Source organism: Mycobacterium intracellulare ATCC 13950 (assembly GCF_000277125.1).
Taxonomy (GTDB): domain Bacteria; phylum Actinomycetota; class Actinomycetes; order Mycobacteriales; family Mycobacteriaceae; genus Mycobacterium; species Mycobacterium intracellulare.
On the sequence record NC_016946.1, the window covers coordinates 1,072,325 to 1,086,910 of the forward strand.

Sequence of the window (14,586 nt, forward strand, 5' to 3'; positions counted from 1 at the left end):
TCAGACGGCCCGCTCGATCCGGCTATCTAGCCACGCCTCGATGTCCTGACGCGCAAAGTACACACGCCCACCAATCTTGGTGCGCTTCAACGGCCTATCGCCGTAGTAGGCCGCCTTCTTGACCGTGCTGGAGCTCACGTCGACATGACCCAGCTCGCGAGCAACAAGCACAGTCTCTGCTGAGTCATAGAACTGCTTATCGGGGGTCAACACAGGCATTTGGGCGCTGTCCCTTCATGTTTCGGATTTAACCGACGGTTACCCGTCGACTGCCCAAATTCTGCCGCACGACGCGCGCCATGTCTGCCCCTGCGGCCCGTAGGCTATTGCCCCTCAGCGCAATACGGCGGCTACACCGACACACGTCGTCAATTCAGCCGCCGCAATGGGCCAAAGTTTGGCAGATTCTTCCTAGCTACGCATACTCTCTAGAGTCGGTACCGGAACAGCGGTCGCTTTTGAGCTGCAACTGTTCGGCGCTGCTGTTCTCTGCCACATCTATGGCCCACTGCACCAGGCGTGAAAACTCGTTGCGGTCGCGGTCCCAGTACTCCCGTAGGGTCCGTATGACGGTTCGAGCGGGCACATAGCCAACGCGGGCCTCGCTCATGCCCACCTTTAGCGCTTCCCGCATAGCGTCGTGCGGACTGCGGCCCCGCTCCAGCAGTACCGCGTACATCGTCAGCAGCGCATCAAGTTTGTGCGGCCTGGCGTTGCCGGTGTAGCGGGTGCAGAACTTGCCGACTGTGGTCCTATTGCCGCCAACCACCACCCCGGCCCCTGCCTTAACCACATGTGTTGCTAGGTAGCTGGCCAGCTCTTTCGGAATAGCCGGCGGCGATCCAGCACGCACAACGCGGCGGTTGCCATAGGGAGGCAGCACGATACCGCCGCCCACACAGCGCACCTCCCCGAAGGGCAGTGTGGGGTTACCGAGACGCAATCCTTTGGGAAGCGAGAACCAGTAGTGTCCGCGGTTGGGGCTCTCATCGGGACGGGTGGCCACGTACACAGCAGCGGCCAGGTGCTTTCGCAGGTGCCGGGGAGTGGAGGGCGGCCGATCAACGTCAATCACCAAACAGCCATATAGGCCGGGACTGGTGGCAAGGGCGCTGAAGGGTCCGAACTGTTCTCTCCACCGCAGCAGCTGCTTAGCGTCGGTGGTGATGTCTCGGTAGCCCACTAGGTTCCAGCACGATTTGCCCTTACCCTTGGCCGGGTCAAATGGCGCCACGGGAATACCGTTGGCCGCGTATTCCACGGCCGCGTCGAACACGTCCAGACCGGTTACGTCCGGAAGCGATACGGACATATTCACCCTAGGTCCGCCTTGGCCTCTTCTAGCAGCCGTAGGGCTCTGGCTTGCTTGTCCTGGGCCTTGGCACGGCGGGCACGCTTCACGGCTTCCGGCTTTAGATCGGCAATGGCTTGGTGGGCCGCAGCTTTAGCCACTACGGCCCGCACGTAATCACTAGGCACTCCTAGGCGGATGCTGATGTAGCCGGTGCAGTAGCCCTGATTGTGCAGCTGAAGAACCTTTTGCGCCTCGTACACTAGAACAACTCCGGCATGTCACGGTTGTCGCCGTTGTCAAACCACGTTTGGGACTGCCCCCAGTTTGGTTGACTCCTGACCTGTGAGGATTCGTCCTCGCTGGAAGGATCAGCTCGTGCCGAAACCGTTTCCTGCCGAGTTCCGAGCCGACGTCATCGCTGTGGCCCGCAAGGGCGAGGCGCCGCTGCGCCAGATCGCGAAGGACTTCGGCATCTCGGAAGCCTGCTTGCACCGCTGGCTCAAGATCGCCGACCGCCAAGACGGTGGCGACCGGGCCAGCACGCCATCTGCCGTTGCTGACGATGTAGCCGCGCAGCTGCGCGAGGCGCACAAGCGGATCAAACTCCTCGAGCAGGAGGCCGAGGTGATGCGCCGCGCGGTCGGCTACCTGTCCCGGGACGCTAACCCAAATGATGTACCCGCTGGTCCTCGACCTTGCCGCTGACGGGATCCCTGTTACGGTGACCTGCCGGGTCTTGGGATTCTCTACCCAGGCGTTCTACAAATGGCGCAAAGCACCGCTGTCGCAGCGAGATTGGGACGATGCGCACCTGATCAACGCCGCCCGCGACATCCACGCCGACGACCCCGCATTCGGCTACCGATTCATCGCAGACGAACTTCCCGGGCGCGGGATCACCGCCGGTGAGAACCGCGTCGCACGGCTGTGTTCCCAGGAGCGCATCTGGTCGATCTTCGCCAAGAAACGTGGACTAAACCGTCGATCCGGACCACCGGTCCACGACGACCTCGTCCAGCGTCAGTTCGGCGCCCCGGCCGCCAACCAGGTCTGGCTGGCCGATATCACCGAGCACCGCACCGACGAAGGCAAGCTCTACCTCTGCGCCATCAAAGACGTCCACTCCAACCGGATCGTGGGCTACTCGATCGACTCGCGAATGAAGTCTTCGCTGGCGGTGGCCGCCCTGGATCACGCCGTGGCGCTTCGCGCACCTGTCGCGACGATCGTTCATTCCGACAGGGGCAGCCAATTTCGGTCACGAAAATTCGTCCACGCACTGTCGCACAACGGGTTACACGGATCGATGGGCCGGGTCGGTGCGTGCGGAGACAACGCCGCCATGGAGATGCTCCTATCGGTGTCAAGTGGTGATCGGGGCGGTTTCGAGAAGTCGGAAGAGATGGCGCGCGTAGTACCGCTTCAGACACCGCATGGCTTCACGTTTGGTCTTGCCATCGCTGACCCGACGGGCGATGTAGGCCTTGGTTGGCGGGTGAACCTTGGCCCGGGCCAGGATGACCGTGTGCAGTGCACGGTTCAGCTGGCGGTCACCACCACGTGAGAGACGGTGGCGAGTCTGGGTTTGACCCGAGGTCGCTTCGAGCGGTGCAACGCCGCCAAGGCGTGCGAAGGCGGCTTCGTCCCGGCAGCGGCCGGGGTGTGACCAGGACACGAGGATCTGAGCGGCCATCAGCACACCGATGCCCGGTTCATCGAGTAGCGCGGGTGCCATCGACCGCACCAGCGGGATCATCGCCAACTCAAGCTCGCGGCACTCGTCGGTCAGTTGCCTGACTCTGTTCGCAGTGCTGCGCAAGGACAACTTCGTAGCCGCGTATTCGGGGTCAGTAGCAGTGTCGGGGCGCAGTCGTTGGCAACGAGCCACCAACGCCATCAGGGGTCGACCTCGGAGTTCCTCACGGAGGTCAACCGGCGCGGTTACGACAAGAGCCTTGAGCACGTTAATCGCAGCGACCCGGGCAAGTTTCGCGCTATCGCGTGCGGTGATGAGTGTGCGCAGCCCTTCGCGCGTACCGCGCGACCGCGGGGTTGCCCAACTCTTACGTCCGAGAATCTCCCGTGCGGCCCTGACTGCGTCAAGGGAGTCGGACTTCGCGCCGTCCTTGGCCGCTCTGGTGCAGGGATGGTCAAATTCGATGACGAACTCGCCCTTCGCCGCCAAGGCTGCCGCGAGGCCGGCGCCGTAGCTCCCCGTGGACTCAATCGACCAGGCCCGCCGACCCTCGGTCGTGTAGGGCGCTGCCCACCGCAACGCCTGCCCATACCCGCGGGCCGTGGTGGGAAAAACTTTCGAGGCGAGCTCACCCTGGGTCTTCGAACATACGACGGCCGCGGTAATCCGATCACGATCAGGATCTACGCCAATGACGTGATCGACGAGTTCTGCCAGTGCCATGCCTTGCTCCTTCTGATGCGGCGTTAAGGACTCCGCCGAGGAGTTGAGGCAGGACTGTGATGGGTCACCCGAAGGGACAAGCTCCTAATCAAGCCATCGAGGTCGGCGGTGCGGCTGACGGACATATCTCTCAATGAGGACACCGGTGGGGTCGGTCATTCTGTGGGTCACGTCAGCCAGCACCACCTTGCCGCGCAGCATGCTGGAAGTGTCACAGTCGTTCTTCGCCCTTCTGCAACGCAACGTGCTCGACCGGCGACGCTGGTCCACCCGAGCCGAACTACGCCTGGCGATCGTGACCTGGATCGAGCGGACCTACCACCGACGCCGCCGGCAACGCGCACTCGGCAGGCTCACCCCGATAGAGTTCGAACTGCTCCACACACCAGTCGCAACCGCGGCCTGAAAATCACACCCCGCGAGTCAACTGAACTCGGGGCAGTCCCAACTGCTCGGCCTTCTCGGGCCGCAGCTGGCAAAGTGCGCTTAGAGTGCGCGCTACTTCCAAGAGGGTGGTCTCGGGGCCGATGCTGCGTTGATTGTCGATAGACATTGCTATCCCTTTCGGGGTCGAAACACGGCACCTCACCGGTCGGTGAAGGTGGACCGCGTTTCGCGCGTGCCTCCCGAAGGGCCGTGACTTAACGCCAGACTGTTTGCGTTCTCAAGTGCGTGCCGAGCCGTCAGGCCGTTACTTGAGATGCGCGCCGTTTCCTGCGCCGTGGTGCCGTGTCAGCGGCACGTCTGCAGATTACAGCGGTACGTCGCCGTTGTCACTGTGGTCCGCAGGCCACGACTGCGACACGCCGTGAACGGTCGTGCCGTTTGTCGGTCCTTCGTGCGATCCTGTAGGGCTGCCCACCAGAAGGGAGCCACACGATGTGACAGTACGAGGAAAGGTACAGACGTGGAGGATGACGACCAGGAAGAAGTAGAGCGCGTACGAGAGTGGATCGGCCGGCTGAACGCTTTCACATCGTCACTGGACGACATCGTGGAGGAAGGTCCGATAGATCTCTGCGAGAAGGCGTGCGAGGCATGGCAGGCATCCTTCACTGAAAATCCTCCGCGGCCTGCTACTGCAGCCGCTCTTGTTGTCCTCGAGACGTTGCAGGCGCTCATGGACGCGGCGTTTGCAGCGACGGTGGACTATTACGAGACCCCGGATGTCAGAGACCGGATGACCCGCGATGACGTTCTCAAGTCCTTGCGGGAAGCCCTGCGCAGCGTGCGCCAGCTGAGCGAGCAGTCCTTATCGAACGGCTTACCGTCAGCCGAAGTGATCAAGCAACGCAACAATTCGGCGATCACCAGCATGCAGAGGATCAAGGAAGCCGCTGACAAGTTGCAGGCCCAAGACGAAGCCCACGAGGCCGAAGCAGCCGCAGACCCGTACGGCGCGATCTTTCTTCACCTGGACCCCAGCCGTTCTGACGCCCCGATCATGGAGAAGGTGAGCTCGTTGACTGAAGACGATGACAAACGTTACCGCGATGCCTACGAACGCCTTCGGCGCATGATCGACAGCGAGTTGCTGGAGCACATCTCCGATGAGAGCGACCGTTTGTGCGATGTGGTGATGGCACTGCTGATTGATCTGAGAGACAACCGGATATCGCTCTTTGACGAGGACGCTTGGGACGAACATAGGCGCAAGATCCGGTCTGCACTGATCTCATTCACCACGGCGCTATACAGCCACAGGGAGCAGACGGTCAGGGCGGCCAAGAAGGCGTTTAATCGCGGTCCTGAGGTCCAGGCAGTCGAGAAGTTGTTTGACGAGCTGCGTAAGACGTCGTTTGAGTACGGCTGGCTGGAAGAGCTGCGGGGTGCGCTGCAGCATGGCGACATCAACGCCTTCAGGTGGGGCTTCGGGGCATCGATGGACGCGGAACCTACGGCGAACGTGTACATGAGTCGAGAGTTCATGCTGGGCTTCACGCACAACTCGTCGCAGAAGAAGTGGTTGAAGCGTCGAGAGCTGGAAGACATGGAGTCTGATCCCAGCGTGCTGGACATGATCAAAGCGGTTCAGCCGTTGATGGGACCGCTCCAGGAGAAGCTGGACAAGATCCTGTACCCGAACGTGGCGGATGACGTTGCCACGGTACGGGAGCTGTTGAGCCGTTACCCGCACCCGAACGGACTGCATGCGTTGCAAAACGGTCCCGGCTTCACGCGCCGCAACCCGTGGCCGCCCCTGAGCCCGCTTGCTCCGCGCGTGTTGCGCTTCGTCGTCAACTACGAACCTAACGACGTCATTGACGACCAGGCCAGCGGTGATGCTGACGGCGTGACAGCACCGTGACAGCAGCGCGGCAGCACGACGGCTGCCTGCGGCAATGAGCCAGCAGCGGCCCTATTGCCCGTTTTGCCGCCTGTACAGCACCGCTGAAGTGCAATTTTCCGGCTCTGCTGGGTCGCCGCGAGGCGTTGCAGCAACCACAATCGGACAAGGGATCCGGACTTAAAATCCGTCAAGTGTCGGTTCGAGTCCGACTGGGGGCACCGCGAAACCCGTCCGAACACGCACGCGCGCCGTGTGGACGCCACGCCCGCATCCACCGCCTCGCCGCGCCGGTGCGGGTTTGCGGCTAGTGTCCAGGGATGGATGGACAGCCGTCGGTATTGCTCAGACCAACTATTCGTACGGCTTTCGATCCGGGCTCCCGGCAAGACGTTGACGCTCTGCGCTGTGAGCTGGCCAGCGAAGGGCGCAACGTCACCCTCCGAATGCCTGATGCCGGCAAGTTCGCCGTTCAGACGCCGGAATCGGTCAGCGTCTACATCCTCGCCGGCGTGACAACCCAATTCCTGTCCCTGTTGCTGGCCGATATCTCCGACAGCATCAAACGGTGGCTGGTCAGGCGTTTCAACAAGGACGACAAGGCCAGCGCGCAGGCCGTGACAATCTACGTGCATGGCAAGGCCGTCAAAAGCATTCTCGGGAGAAGCGCCGACGACATCGAGGACGTGTCCACGTACCTGGAGGGCTGGGACGCAACGGCGACCCGCCCCTGAACGCCCCACTCGCGGTAAGTTGCTCGAGACCGTTGTGCGAGCCGCCACCGCGAAGGAGCCAGCGCGAAGGTGTCCGAGGATCCGCGGGCTGATGGCGTCTCCCGCCAATACGATCGGTGGGAATATCCGCCCCCGGTAACCGATCTCGAGGCGTGGACCAAGAACCATTGGGATTGGTTCGACCCCTTCTATGCGCATCGCGTGTTGTGGCCGAACCGCGCATACAAGCCGGATCTCGACATCCTCATTGCGGGTTGCGGCACGTTCCAGGCGGCCGTTTTCGCCTTCATGAACCGCGCCGCCAGGGTCGTCGCGATCGACGTCAGCCGGTCCGCGTTGGATCACCAGCGGTACCTGAAGGACAAGCATCAGCTGACCAACCTGGAACTGCATTTGCTGGCCATCGAAGAGGTCTCGGCACTGTCCCGCGACTTCGACCTCATCGTCTCCACCGGCGTCTTGCACCACCTGGCGGATCCGTTGGCCGGGCTCAGCGCGCTCGGTGGATGCCTGCGCAGAGACGGCGCCCTGGGCGTCATGCTCTACGCCAAGTACGGCCGGTTCGGCGTGGAGCTGCTCGAATCGGCGTTTCGCGACCTCGGCCTGTCGCAGGACGACGCGTCGGTTCAGCTGGTCAAGGAGGCGGTTGCGGCGCTGCCGCCCGACCATCCCGTCCGTCCCTACCTGCACGGCGCGCGTGACCTGATGTCCGACGGCGCGCTGGTCGACACCTTCTTGCACGCCCGCCAACGCAGCTACACCGTCGAGGAATGCCTGGAGCTGGTCGGCGCCGCCGGGCTGACGTTCCAGGGCTGGCTGCGCAATTCGCCGTATTACCCCCACGACGGGCTCTTTGCGCAGACGGGTCCGTTTCAGTCGCTGTTGAACCGGTTGCCCGACGCCACGCTGTGGTCGGTGATGGAACGCCTGCAGCCGGCCAATGCCACCCACTTCTTCCTCGCCTGCCGCCCCGAACGCCCGACACGGGACTATGCGATCGACTTCTCGACGGCGTCGTCCCTCGATTACGTCCCCCTGCCGCGGACGGCATGCCTGCTGTCCGGCGACGAGATTCACCTTCCCGGCGCGAAGCTGACACTCACCGCGGCCCAGTTGGCATTTGTCCGGCGCGTCGACGGGCGGCGCACCATACGGGAAATCGTCGATGCGGTGGCCCAGGGCAGCCGGGAGGACGGCACGCGGGTGCGCGAGTTCGGGCACCAGCTGTTCCAGTCGCTGTGGCGCCTCGATTTCCTGGCGATGGCGCTGCACACGTCGTCGGATTAGCACCCGGTCGACGTGGTTCAGCGTCGGACCAACATTTTGGGCCTGCCCACGCCGGAGCAAACCGTCACTCATACACTGACCCAGCATGGGCATGCTGTTCGGTCTCGCGCCGTGGATTGTGTATTGGGTCCTTGTCGGAAACGTTCCCTTCGCCGCTGCAGTACTGGTCGCGCTGGCGGTCGCCGCCGCCGGCCTGGGGCTGGGCGGCGCGACGGGCAGGCGGTGGCAGTTCTTTGACTTCGCTTCTGTCGCAGCGCTTTTGATCCTCACTGTGCTGACTTTCACGCTCAGTCAGTCGTTCCTCGAGCGGTGGCTACTGACGCTCAGCAACGCCGGGATCTTGGTGGTGACACTGGTGGGGATGCTGGTCGGCAAGCCGTTCGTGGCCGAGTTCGCCGCCGCGGAGCACGCGCCCGACGTCGCCAAAACCGAGCTGTTCGGCCGCGTCGTCCAGGTCCTCGGCTGGGTCTGGGTCGCGACGTTCGCCGCCATGACGGTCTCCTCGGCCGTCCCGTCGATCGTGCAACGGCCCGCGGCGAACGCCTCCGCCCTGATCCTGGACACCAAGACCCCGCTGTCCTTCCTCTGCTACTGGATCATCCCCTTCGGGCTGGTGGGCCTGGCCGCGGTGGCCTCGCGGCTGCTGCCCGACCGGATGCTGGCCGGGATCGACGATGTGGCGCGGGAAACCTCCTTCGTCGCCTACGACGAGGCCACCATCGACGAGCTGTACTTCCTCGCCCAGGAACACGCCAACCGAGAGGTGGGCCCGGGCAAGGAGGCCTACGCCGTCAAGGTCGGCGGGATGGGAACCCCGTTGACCGGAGACGAGTCCCGCAAGTCGTGGCCGTCGACGTACAAGGTGCGCGACAAGCGGCACTGAACCCGACAAGGAGTCGTGATGAACGCGCCCAGCCCGACGGAGGGCATCGTGTGGATTCACCACCTGCCCGGATACGGCCGACCATGACCGACTATCCGCAAATGGCCGCCGCCCGGGGCAGGATCGAGCCCGCGCCCCGGCGGGTCCGTGGCTTTCTCGGCGACGCGCTGGTCTTCGACACCACCGCCGCGCGCTACGTGTGGGAGGTCCCCTACTACCCGCAGTACTACATTCCGCTGGCCGACGTCCGCACCGAGTTCCTGCGCGACGAGAACCACGCGCAGACAGTGCAATTCGGCCCGTCGCGGCTGTACTCCCTGGTGGCCGAAGGCCAGACGCATGCGTCCGCCGCGCGGGTATTCGACGCCGACAGCGACAGCCCGCTGGCGGGCACCGTGCGGTTCGAATGGAATCCGTTGCGCTGGTTCGAAGAGGACGAGCCGGTCTACGGTCACCCGCGCAACCCCTATTCGCGTGTCGACGCCCTGCGCTCGCACCGCCATGTCCGGGTGGAGCTCGACGGAATCACCTTGGCGGCCACCAAATCTCCCGTGTTGCTGTTCGAAACAGGCTTGCCCACAAGGTATTACATCGATCCTACCGACGTCGTCTTCGAGCACCTGCAACCCAGCACCACACAGACATTGTGCCCGTACAAGGGAACGACGTCGGGATATTGGTCGGTGCGAGTGGGTGACATCGTGCACGAGGACCTGGCGTGGACCTACCACTATCCGCTGCCCGCGGTCGGTCAGATCGCCGGCCTGATCGCCTTCTACAACGAAAAGGTCGACATCGTCGTCGACGGGGCCCCATTGGCGCGGCCGCAGACGCAGTTCAGCTAGCGGCGGCGGCCGAATCGCGGCGGTGTGATATTCGCCTCGCTGACGGCAAATCCTGAGAATTCCTTACTAAAGCCTCGGTCGAGCGGAAACGCGAATCGTTAGCGGTGTAAGCAAAATCCGCCGGAAGCGGGTTTGCGTGCGTTTCGCTACGGGTAAGCGATTGCGATACAGCGTGATTGGAAGTCTGAGCAGAACCTGAGTGCGCCGAGTGACGTAGCTAACGTCGGGCATTTCGAACTGCTTTAAGGCGATTTTTGGTCAGTAGACTACCGAAAACCAGTCTCGTCAGCGCCTTTCGGTGCTGAAAGCCGGTGGATCCGGAGGCCAAATCGTCGCGTGTGTGCGGCGGCGCCACTTGGCCACCAGGGCCGACGAACACAGCAAAGGCGGTACCAGCGTGAGTGATGCATACGACCCAACGGCGGCCGGGTTCTCGGTCGACGACACCGCGGTGGTTCGAGTCCCGGTGCACCACGGCCCGATCAGCGACATGGACCTCAGCGGCGACGGTCGCCGGCTGCTCGTCACGAACTATGCCCGCGACGCGGTAACGGTCATCGACGCCCACACGCTTCGGGTCTCGAGCACCCTCGCCGGCCTCTGCGAACCGTCCGCCGTCGCCATGAGCAGCGCGGACGCGAACTACGCCTACGTCAGCACCGCCACCGCCGCCTACGACGCCATCGAAGTCATCGACGTCGTCACGAACTGGCGGATCGCCACGCATCGGGTCGCGCACAGCGTGAGCGACCTGACGGTGAGTGCCGACGGAAAGCACCTGTACGCGAGCCGAAACGCCGTTCGCGGCGCCGACGTGACGGTCCTGGACACCACCACGGGCGAACTCGAGGTGATCGAACTGGCCACCGCACCCGGCACGACCACCGCATGCGTGCGGGCCAGCGCCGACGGCCGGCGCCTCTACGTCGGGGTCAACGGGCCGAACGGCGGCAGCCTCGCCGTCGTCGAAACCCGCACCCGATCCGATGGCGGCCGGGTGGGCGGCCGCTCGCGCGTGGTCGGCACGATCGAGCTCGGTCTGCCCGTCCGCGATGTGGCGCTGAGCAGCGACGGCGCCACGGCATACGTCGCCAGTTGCGGCCCGGTCGTGGGCTCGGTGCTCGACGTCATCGACACCCGCGCGAACAAACTCGTCAAGACGCACAAGATCAACGAGATCACCGGGCCGCTGGCGCGGATGACGCTCAGCCGCGACGGCGAGCGGGCCTACCTGGTCAGCGACGACCGCGTCACGGTGCTGGGCACGCGCGCGCTCGACGTCCTCGGCGAGGTCACGGTGACCAAGAACCCGTCCTGCGTGCTGGAAAGCCCCGACGGCAGCCACCTGTACGTCGCCGACTACTCCGGAGTGCTCACCGCGGCGCGCATCGACTCGGGCCAGACGCCACACAGCGGCGACGCGGATCACCCGGACGCGACCGCGGGCTGGCTGTTCGATGTGCCCCAGTGGGAGCCGGCGCTGGCCTAGCCGGCTGCACTGCGGGACGGCGCGGCGCCCGGAGTGTGTGAATCCTCGCCCTCGAGTGTGAATCCTGGGCCGGGGATCGTCGGGGCGGTTTCAAGGTTTGGTTGCAACAGTGGTTCCTGTCGGAGTTGACAGTAGCCGGTTGAGGACCTGGGCGGGGCTGTCCCAACCGAAGCGTTTACGTGGGCGTTCGTTGAGTTCGGCGGCAACCTCGGCGAGGTAGTCCACCGAGTGCACGGATAAGTCGGTGCCTTTCGGGAAGTATTGGCGCAGAAGGCCATTGGTGTTCTCGTTGCTGCCACGCTGCCAGGGTGAGTGCGGATCGCAGAAGTAGATGTCGATGCCGGCGTCGATACTGATGCGGGCATGGCGCAGCATCTCGTGGCCTTGATCCCAGGTCAGCGAGCGGCGCAGCGCTTCAGGCAGGGTTTTGATGGTGGTGATCATCGCCTCAGCCACCGTGTCGGGATCGCGCCGGGCGGGCAGGTGCAGCAGTTGCACGAATCCGGTGGAGCGTTCCACCAGGGTGCCGATCTGGGAATGCTGGTTTTTGCCCAGGATCAGATCGCCCTCCCAGTGCCCGGGCACCGCGCGGTCAGCAGCCTCGGCGGGCCGCTCGCTGATGTTGACCATGCCCGGGATGCGGCCACAGCCAGTGCGGGCGCCGACCCTGGCACGTGGCTTGCGTAAGGCCCGCCCGGTCCGCAAACACTTGGTCAACTCGCGGCGCAGTTCCCCGCGTCCTTGCACGTAGAGCGCCTTGTAGATGGTTTCGTGGGACACCTGCATCTCCGGGCGATCGGGATAAGTCTTGGCCAACACCGAAGCGATCTGCTCGGGGCTGTACTTCTTGGCTAACCACGCTTGCACCTCGGTGCGCAAGACCGGGCAGCGACCCAGCTTGCCGGTCTTAGGCCGGCGCGCTCGCTGCTCACTGCGCAGCTGAGCAATCCGCGCCGAATAGCCTGATTTCGCGTCCCAGCCGGCCCGGCGGGCTCCGAAGCGATACCGGGCGCGATACCGGCCCACATACCCTCGCATCACGCCGTTGTGGGCGATCTCGCGCATGATCGTCGAAGGGGCCCGGCCCAACCGACGTGCCATCGAGCGGATCGACTCGCCTTGAGCCGCGCCGATCATGATCTGTTCGCGCTCATCCGCAGACAGCCGCGGCCGTTTCTGCCCCTCAGGGACAACCCATCGTGGATTCACGCCACCAAATCTGCGAAACCACTTGCTCCCGCACGTCGCCGACACGCCGACCGCACCCCCGGCATCCTCCGACGACAACCCCGCCGCGATCAATTCCCAATACCGACGCTGCACCGCCAACAGCTGAGGCTCACCCGTCATCAACACCCCTAACTACGAAGTGTTGCAATCACCCCTTGAGCCCAAGCGGCGTGTCGCCGCCCAGCGTTCACCCTCAACTCCCGGGACGCACACTCAACGGCAGCGGGCGCGGGTCGTCGGCAGAGCACGCACACTCAACCGCAGAGTCATCCGAAAGGCCCGCCCGCCGAACGGGATCCACGTCGCGGGCGACCGGCACGGGTGGTTGCTGTCACGATCGCCGAAATCGGGCTTAGGGTGGAAGCGGCCGACGGCCCGTCGCCGTCGGCCCGGAATGCGGGCGCGGCATTTCGCGGCTTGGCACGGACGGTGCCGCGCGGAGAGTGAGGCGGTACATCGATGGACGGCACGATGCAGGACTATCCGTTGACGATCACCGCGATCATGCGCCATGGCTGCCGCGTTCACGGGGATCGCACCGTCACCACCGCCACCGGGGACGGCTACCGCACGACGAGCTATCGGGAACTGGGCTGCCGGGCCGCCCAGCTGGCGAATGCGTTGCGCCGGCTCGGGGTGACCGGTGACCAACGGGTCGCGACGTTCATGTGGAACAACTCCGAGCACCTGACGGCGTACCTGGCGGTGCCCTCGATGGGCGCCGTACTGCACACCCTCAACATCCGCCTGTTCCCCGAACAGATCGCCTACGTCGCCAACGAAGCCGAAGACCAGGTGGTGCTGGTCGACGCCTCCCTGATCAACGTGCTCGCCCCGGTGCTGCCCCGCCTCGAGACCGTGCACACCGTGATCGCCGTCGGCGAGGGCGACACCGAACCGCTGCGGGAATCGGGCAAGACCGTGCTGGACTACGCCGACGCCATCGCCGCGGAGCCGACCGAATTCGACTGGCCGCACATCGACGAGAAATCCGCGGCGGCGATGTGCTACACCAGCGGGACCACCGGCAACCCGAAAGGCGTGGTGTACAGCCATCGTTCGAGTTACCTGCACACCATGGCGGCGTCCACCACGAACGGCATCGGCGTCGGGGCCGTCGACAGCGTGCTGGCGATCGTGCCGATGTTCCACGCCAACGCCTGGGGACTGCCGTACGCGGCGCTGATGGCCGGCGCCGACTTGGTGCTGCCGGATCGCCACCTCGACCCGGCATCGGTGGTCGGCATGGTAGAAGACCTGCGCCCCACCGTGACCGGCGCGGTGCCGACGATCTGGAACGCCGTCCTGCACCACCTCGAGGACGACCCCGACCACGACCTGTCGTCGCTGCGGCTGGTGGTCTGCGGCGGCTCGGCCGTCCCGGTCTCGCTGATGCGCACCTTCGAGGAAAAGCACGACGTGCAGATCCGGCAGCTGTGGGGCATGACGGAGACGTCGCCGCTGGCGACCATGGCCTGGCCACCGCCGGGCACCCCCGAGGACCAGCACTGGGCCTTCCGCGGAACCCAGGGCCAACCGGTCTGCGGGGTGGAGATGCGGATCGTCGACGACGACGGCCAGGTGCTGCCCAACGACGGCGTCGCCGTGGGGGAGGTGGAGGTCCGCGGCCCGTGGATCGCCGGCTCCTACTACCTGGGCCACGACGAGTCGAAGTTCGACTCCGGCTGGCTGCGCACCGGCGACGTGGGCCGCATCGACGGCCGCGGTTTCGTCACGCTGACCGACCGGGCCAAAGACGTCATCAAATCCGGCGGGGAATGGATCTCCTCGGTGGAGCTGGAGAACGTCCTCATCGGCCACCCCGAGGTGGTCGAGGCCGCGGTGGTCGGCGTCCCCGACGAACGCTGGGAGGAACGCCCACTCGCGGTGATCGTGGCCAAGGAGGGCGCGTCGGTCAGCCCGGGGCAGCTGCGAAACTTCCTCGCGGACAAGGTCGCTCGGTGGTGGCTGCCCGAACGGTGGACGTTCGTCGACGAGATCCCCCGCACCAGCGTCGGCAAGTACGACAAGAAAGCCATTCGCTCGCGCTACGCCGAAGACGGCTACCAGGTGGTCGAAGCCCGCGACTGATCGACGCCGCAACGAGACCGGAAAGGC

The 14,586-nt window shown here is 64.7% G+C and carries 11 protein-coding genes and 2 pseudogenes; 9 read left to right on the top strand and 4 right to left on the bottom strand.

What is annotated here, in order from left to right; translation table 11 throughout:
- Positions 1 to 219: a helix-turn-helix transcriptional regulator gene (locus OCU_RS30290; RefSeq protein WP_044059202.1), complete on the bottom strand. Its 219-nt coding sequence runs from the start codon at positions 217 to 219 to the stop codon at positions 1 to 3.
- A 196-nt stretch (positions 220 to 415) separates the two neighbouring features.
- Positions 416 to 1,312 carry a bifunctional DNA primase/polymerase gene (locus OCU_RS30295; protein WP_014379358.1) on the bottom strand — a complete coding sequence of 299 codons (897 nt, stop codon included), beginning with the start codon at positions 1,310 to 1,312 and terminating at the stop codon, positions 416 to 418.
- Positions 1,313 to 1,669: 357 nt separating this feature from the next.
- Between OCU_RS30295 and OCU_RS50975 the strand changes: the two are divergent.
- A pseudogene (locus OCU_RS50975) lies at positions 1,670 to 2,657 on the top strand (IS3 family transposase); the annotation flags it as partial.
- Here the strand turns inward: OCU_RS50975 and OCU_RS51875 are convergent.
- The gene (locus tag OCU_RS51875; RefSeq protein WP_009953171.1) at positions 2,658 to 3,713 is read right to left on the bottom strand and encodes an IS110 family transposase; all 1,056 of its coding nucleotides are present in this window, start codon (positions 3,711 to 3,713) and stop codon (positions 2,658 to 2,660) included. It abuts the pseudogene before it with no gap.
- Between the two features lie 214 nt (positions 3,714 to 3,927).
- Here OCU_RS51875 and OCU_RS30315 point away from each other — a divergent pair.
- The 7 genes and pseudogenes from OCU_RS30315 to OCU_RS30345 all read left to right on the top strand — a co-directional run.
- Positions 3,928 to 4,119: pseudogene (locus OCU_RS30315) on the top strand (IS3 family transposase); the annotation flags it as partial.
- Positions 4,120 to 4,620: 501 nt separating this feature from the next.
- Positions 4,621 to 6,021, top strand: a complete 1,401-nt coding sequence (locus OCU_RS30320) for a hypothetical protein (protein WP_014379363.1) — start codon at positions 4,621 to 4,623, stop codon at positions 6,019 to 6,021.
- 299 nt (positions 6,022 to 6,320) lie between these two features.
- A complete protein-coding gene (locus OCU_RS30325; protein ID WP_225337481.1) occupies positions 6,321 to 6,734 on the top strand; it encodes a hypothetical protein in 414 nt (137 codons plus the stop codon).
- A gap of 69 nt (positions 6,735 to 6,803) precedes the next feature.
- Positions 6,804 to 8,021 carry a class I SAM-dependent methyltransferase gene (locus OCU_RS30330; protein WP_009956356.1) on the top strand — a complete coding sequence of 406 codons (1,218 nt, stop codon included), beginning with the start codon at positions 6,804 to 6,806 and terminating at the stop codon, positions 8,019 to 8,021.
- Between the two features lie 85 nt (positions 8,022 to 8,106).
- A complete protein-coding gene (locus tag OCU_RS30335; protein ID WP_009956357.1) occupies positions 8,107 to 8,904 on the top strand; it encodes a hypothetical protein in 798 nt (265 codons plus the stop codon).
- A gap of 83 nt (positions 8,905 to 8,987) precedes the next feature.
- Complete coding sequence (locus tag OCU_RS30340; RefSeq protein WP_014379365.1) at positions 8,988 to 9,749, top strand: DUF427 domain-containing protein; 762 nt, start codon at positions 8,988 to 8,990, stop codon at positions 9,747 to 9,749.
- A 397-nt stretch (positions 9,750 to 10,146) separates the two neighbouring features.
- The gene (locus OCU_RS30345; RefSeq protein WP_225337482.1) at positions 10,147 to 11,238 is read left to right on the top strand and encodes a YncE family protein; all 1,092 of its coding nucleotides are present in this window, start codon (positions 10,147 to 10,149) and stop codon (positions 11,236 to 11,238) included.
- Positions 11,239 to 11,328: 90 nt separating this feature from the next.
- Here OCU_RS30345 and OCU_RS30350 read toward each other — a convergent pair whose 3' ends face one another.
- Positions 11,329 to 12,588 carry an IS30 family transposase gene (locus tag OCU_RS30350; RefSeq protein WP_168162058.1) on the bottom strand — a complete coding sequence of 420 codons (1,260 nt, stop codon included), beginning with the start codon at positions 12,586 to 12,588 and terminating at the stop codon, positions 11,329 to 11,331.
- A 339-nt stretch (positions 12,589 to 12,927) separates the two neighbouring features.
- Between OCU_RS30350 and OCU_RS30355 the strand changes: the two genes are divergently transcribed.
- The gene (locus OCU_RS30355) at positions 12,928 to 14,559 is read left to right on the top strand and encodes a fatty acid--CoA ligase (RefSeq protein WP_014379368.1); all 1,632 of its coding nucleotides are present in this window, start codon (positions 12,928 to 12,930) and stop codon (positions 14,557 to 14,559) included.
- The last annotated feature ends 27 nt before the right edge of the window (positions 14,560 to 14,586 follow it).

Coding starts and splice junctions, on each gene's coding strand:
- OCU_RS30325 (WP_225337481.1), top strand. CDS start 6,321: ATGGATGGACAGCCGTCGGTATTGCTCAGACCAACTATTCGTACGGCT.
- OCU_RS30290 (WP_044059202.1), bottom strand. CDS start 219: ATGCCTGTGTTGACCCCCGATAAGCAGTTCTATGACTCAGCAGAGACT.
- OCU_RS30340 (WP_014379365.1), top strand. CDS start 8,988: ATGACCGACTATCCGCAAATGGCCGCCGCCCGGGGCAGGATCGAGCCC.
- OCU_RS30350 (WP_168162058.1), bottom strand. CDS start 12,588: ATGACGGGTGAGCCTCAGCTGTTGGCGGTGCAGCGTCGGTATTGGGAA.
- OCU_RS30295 (WP_014379358.1), bottom strand. CDS start 1,312: ATGTCCGTATCGCTTCCGGACGTAACCGGTCTGGACGTGTTCGACGCG.
- OCU_RS51875 (WP_009953171.1), bottom strand. CDS start 3,713: ATGGCACTGGCAGAACTCGTCGATCACGTCATTGGCGTAGATCCTGAT.
- OCU_RS30355 (WP_014379368.1), top strand. CDS start 12,928: ATGGACGGCACGATGCAGGACTATCCGTTGACGATCACCGCGATCATG.
- OCU_RS30335 (WP_009956357.1), top strand. CDS start 8,107: ATGGGCATGCTGTTCGGTCTCGCGCCGTGGATTGTGTATTGGGTCCTT.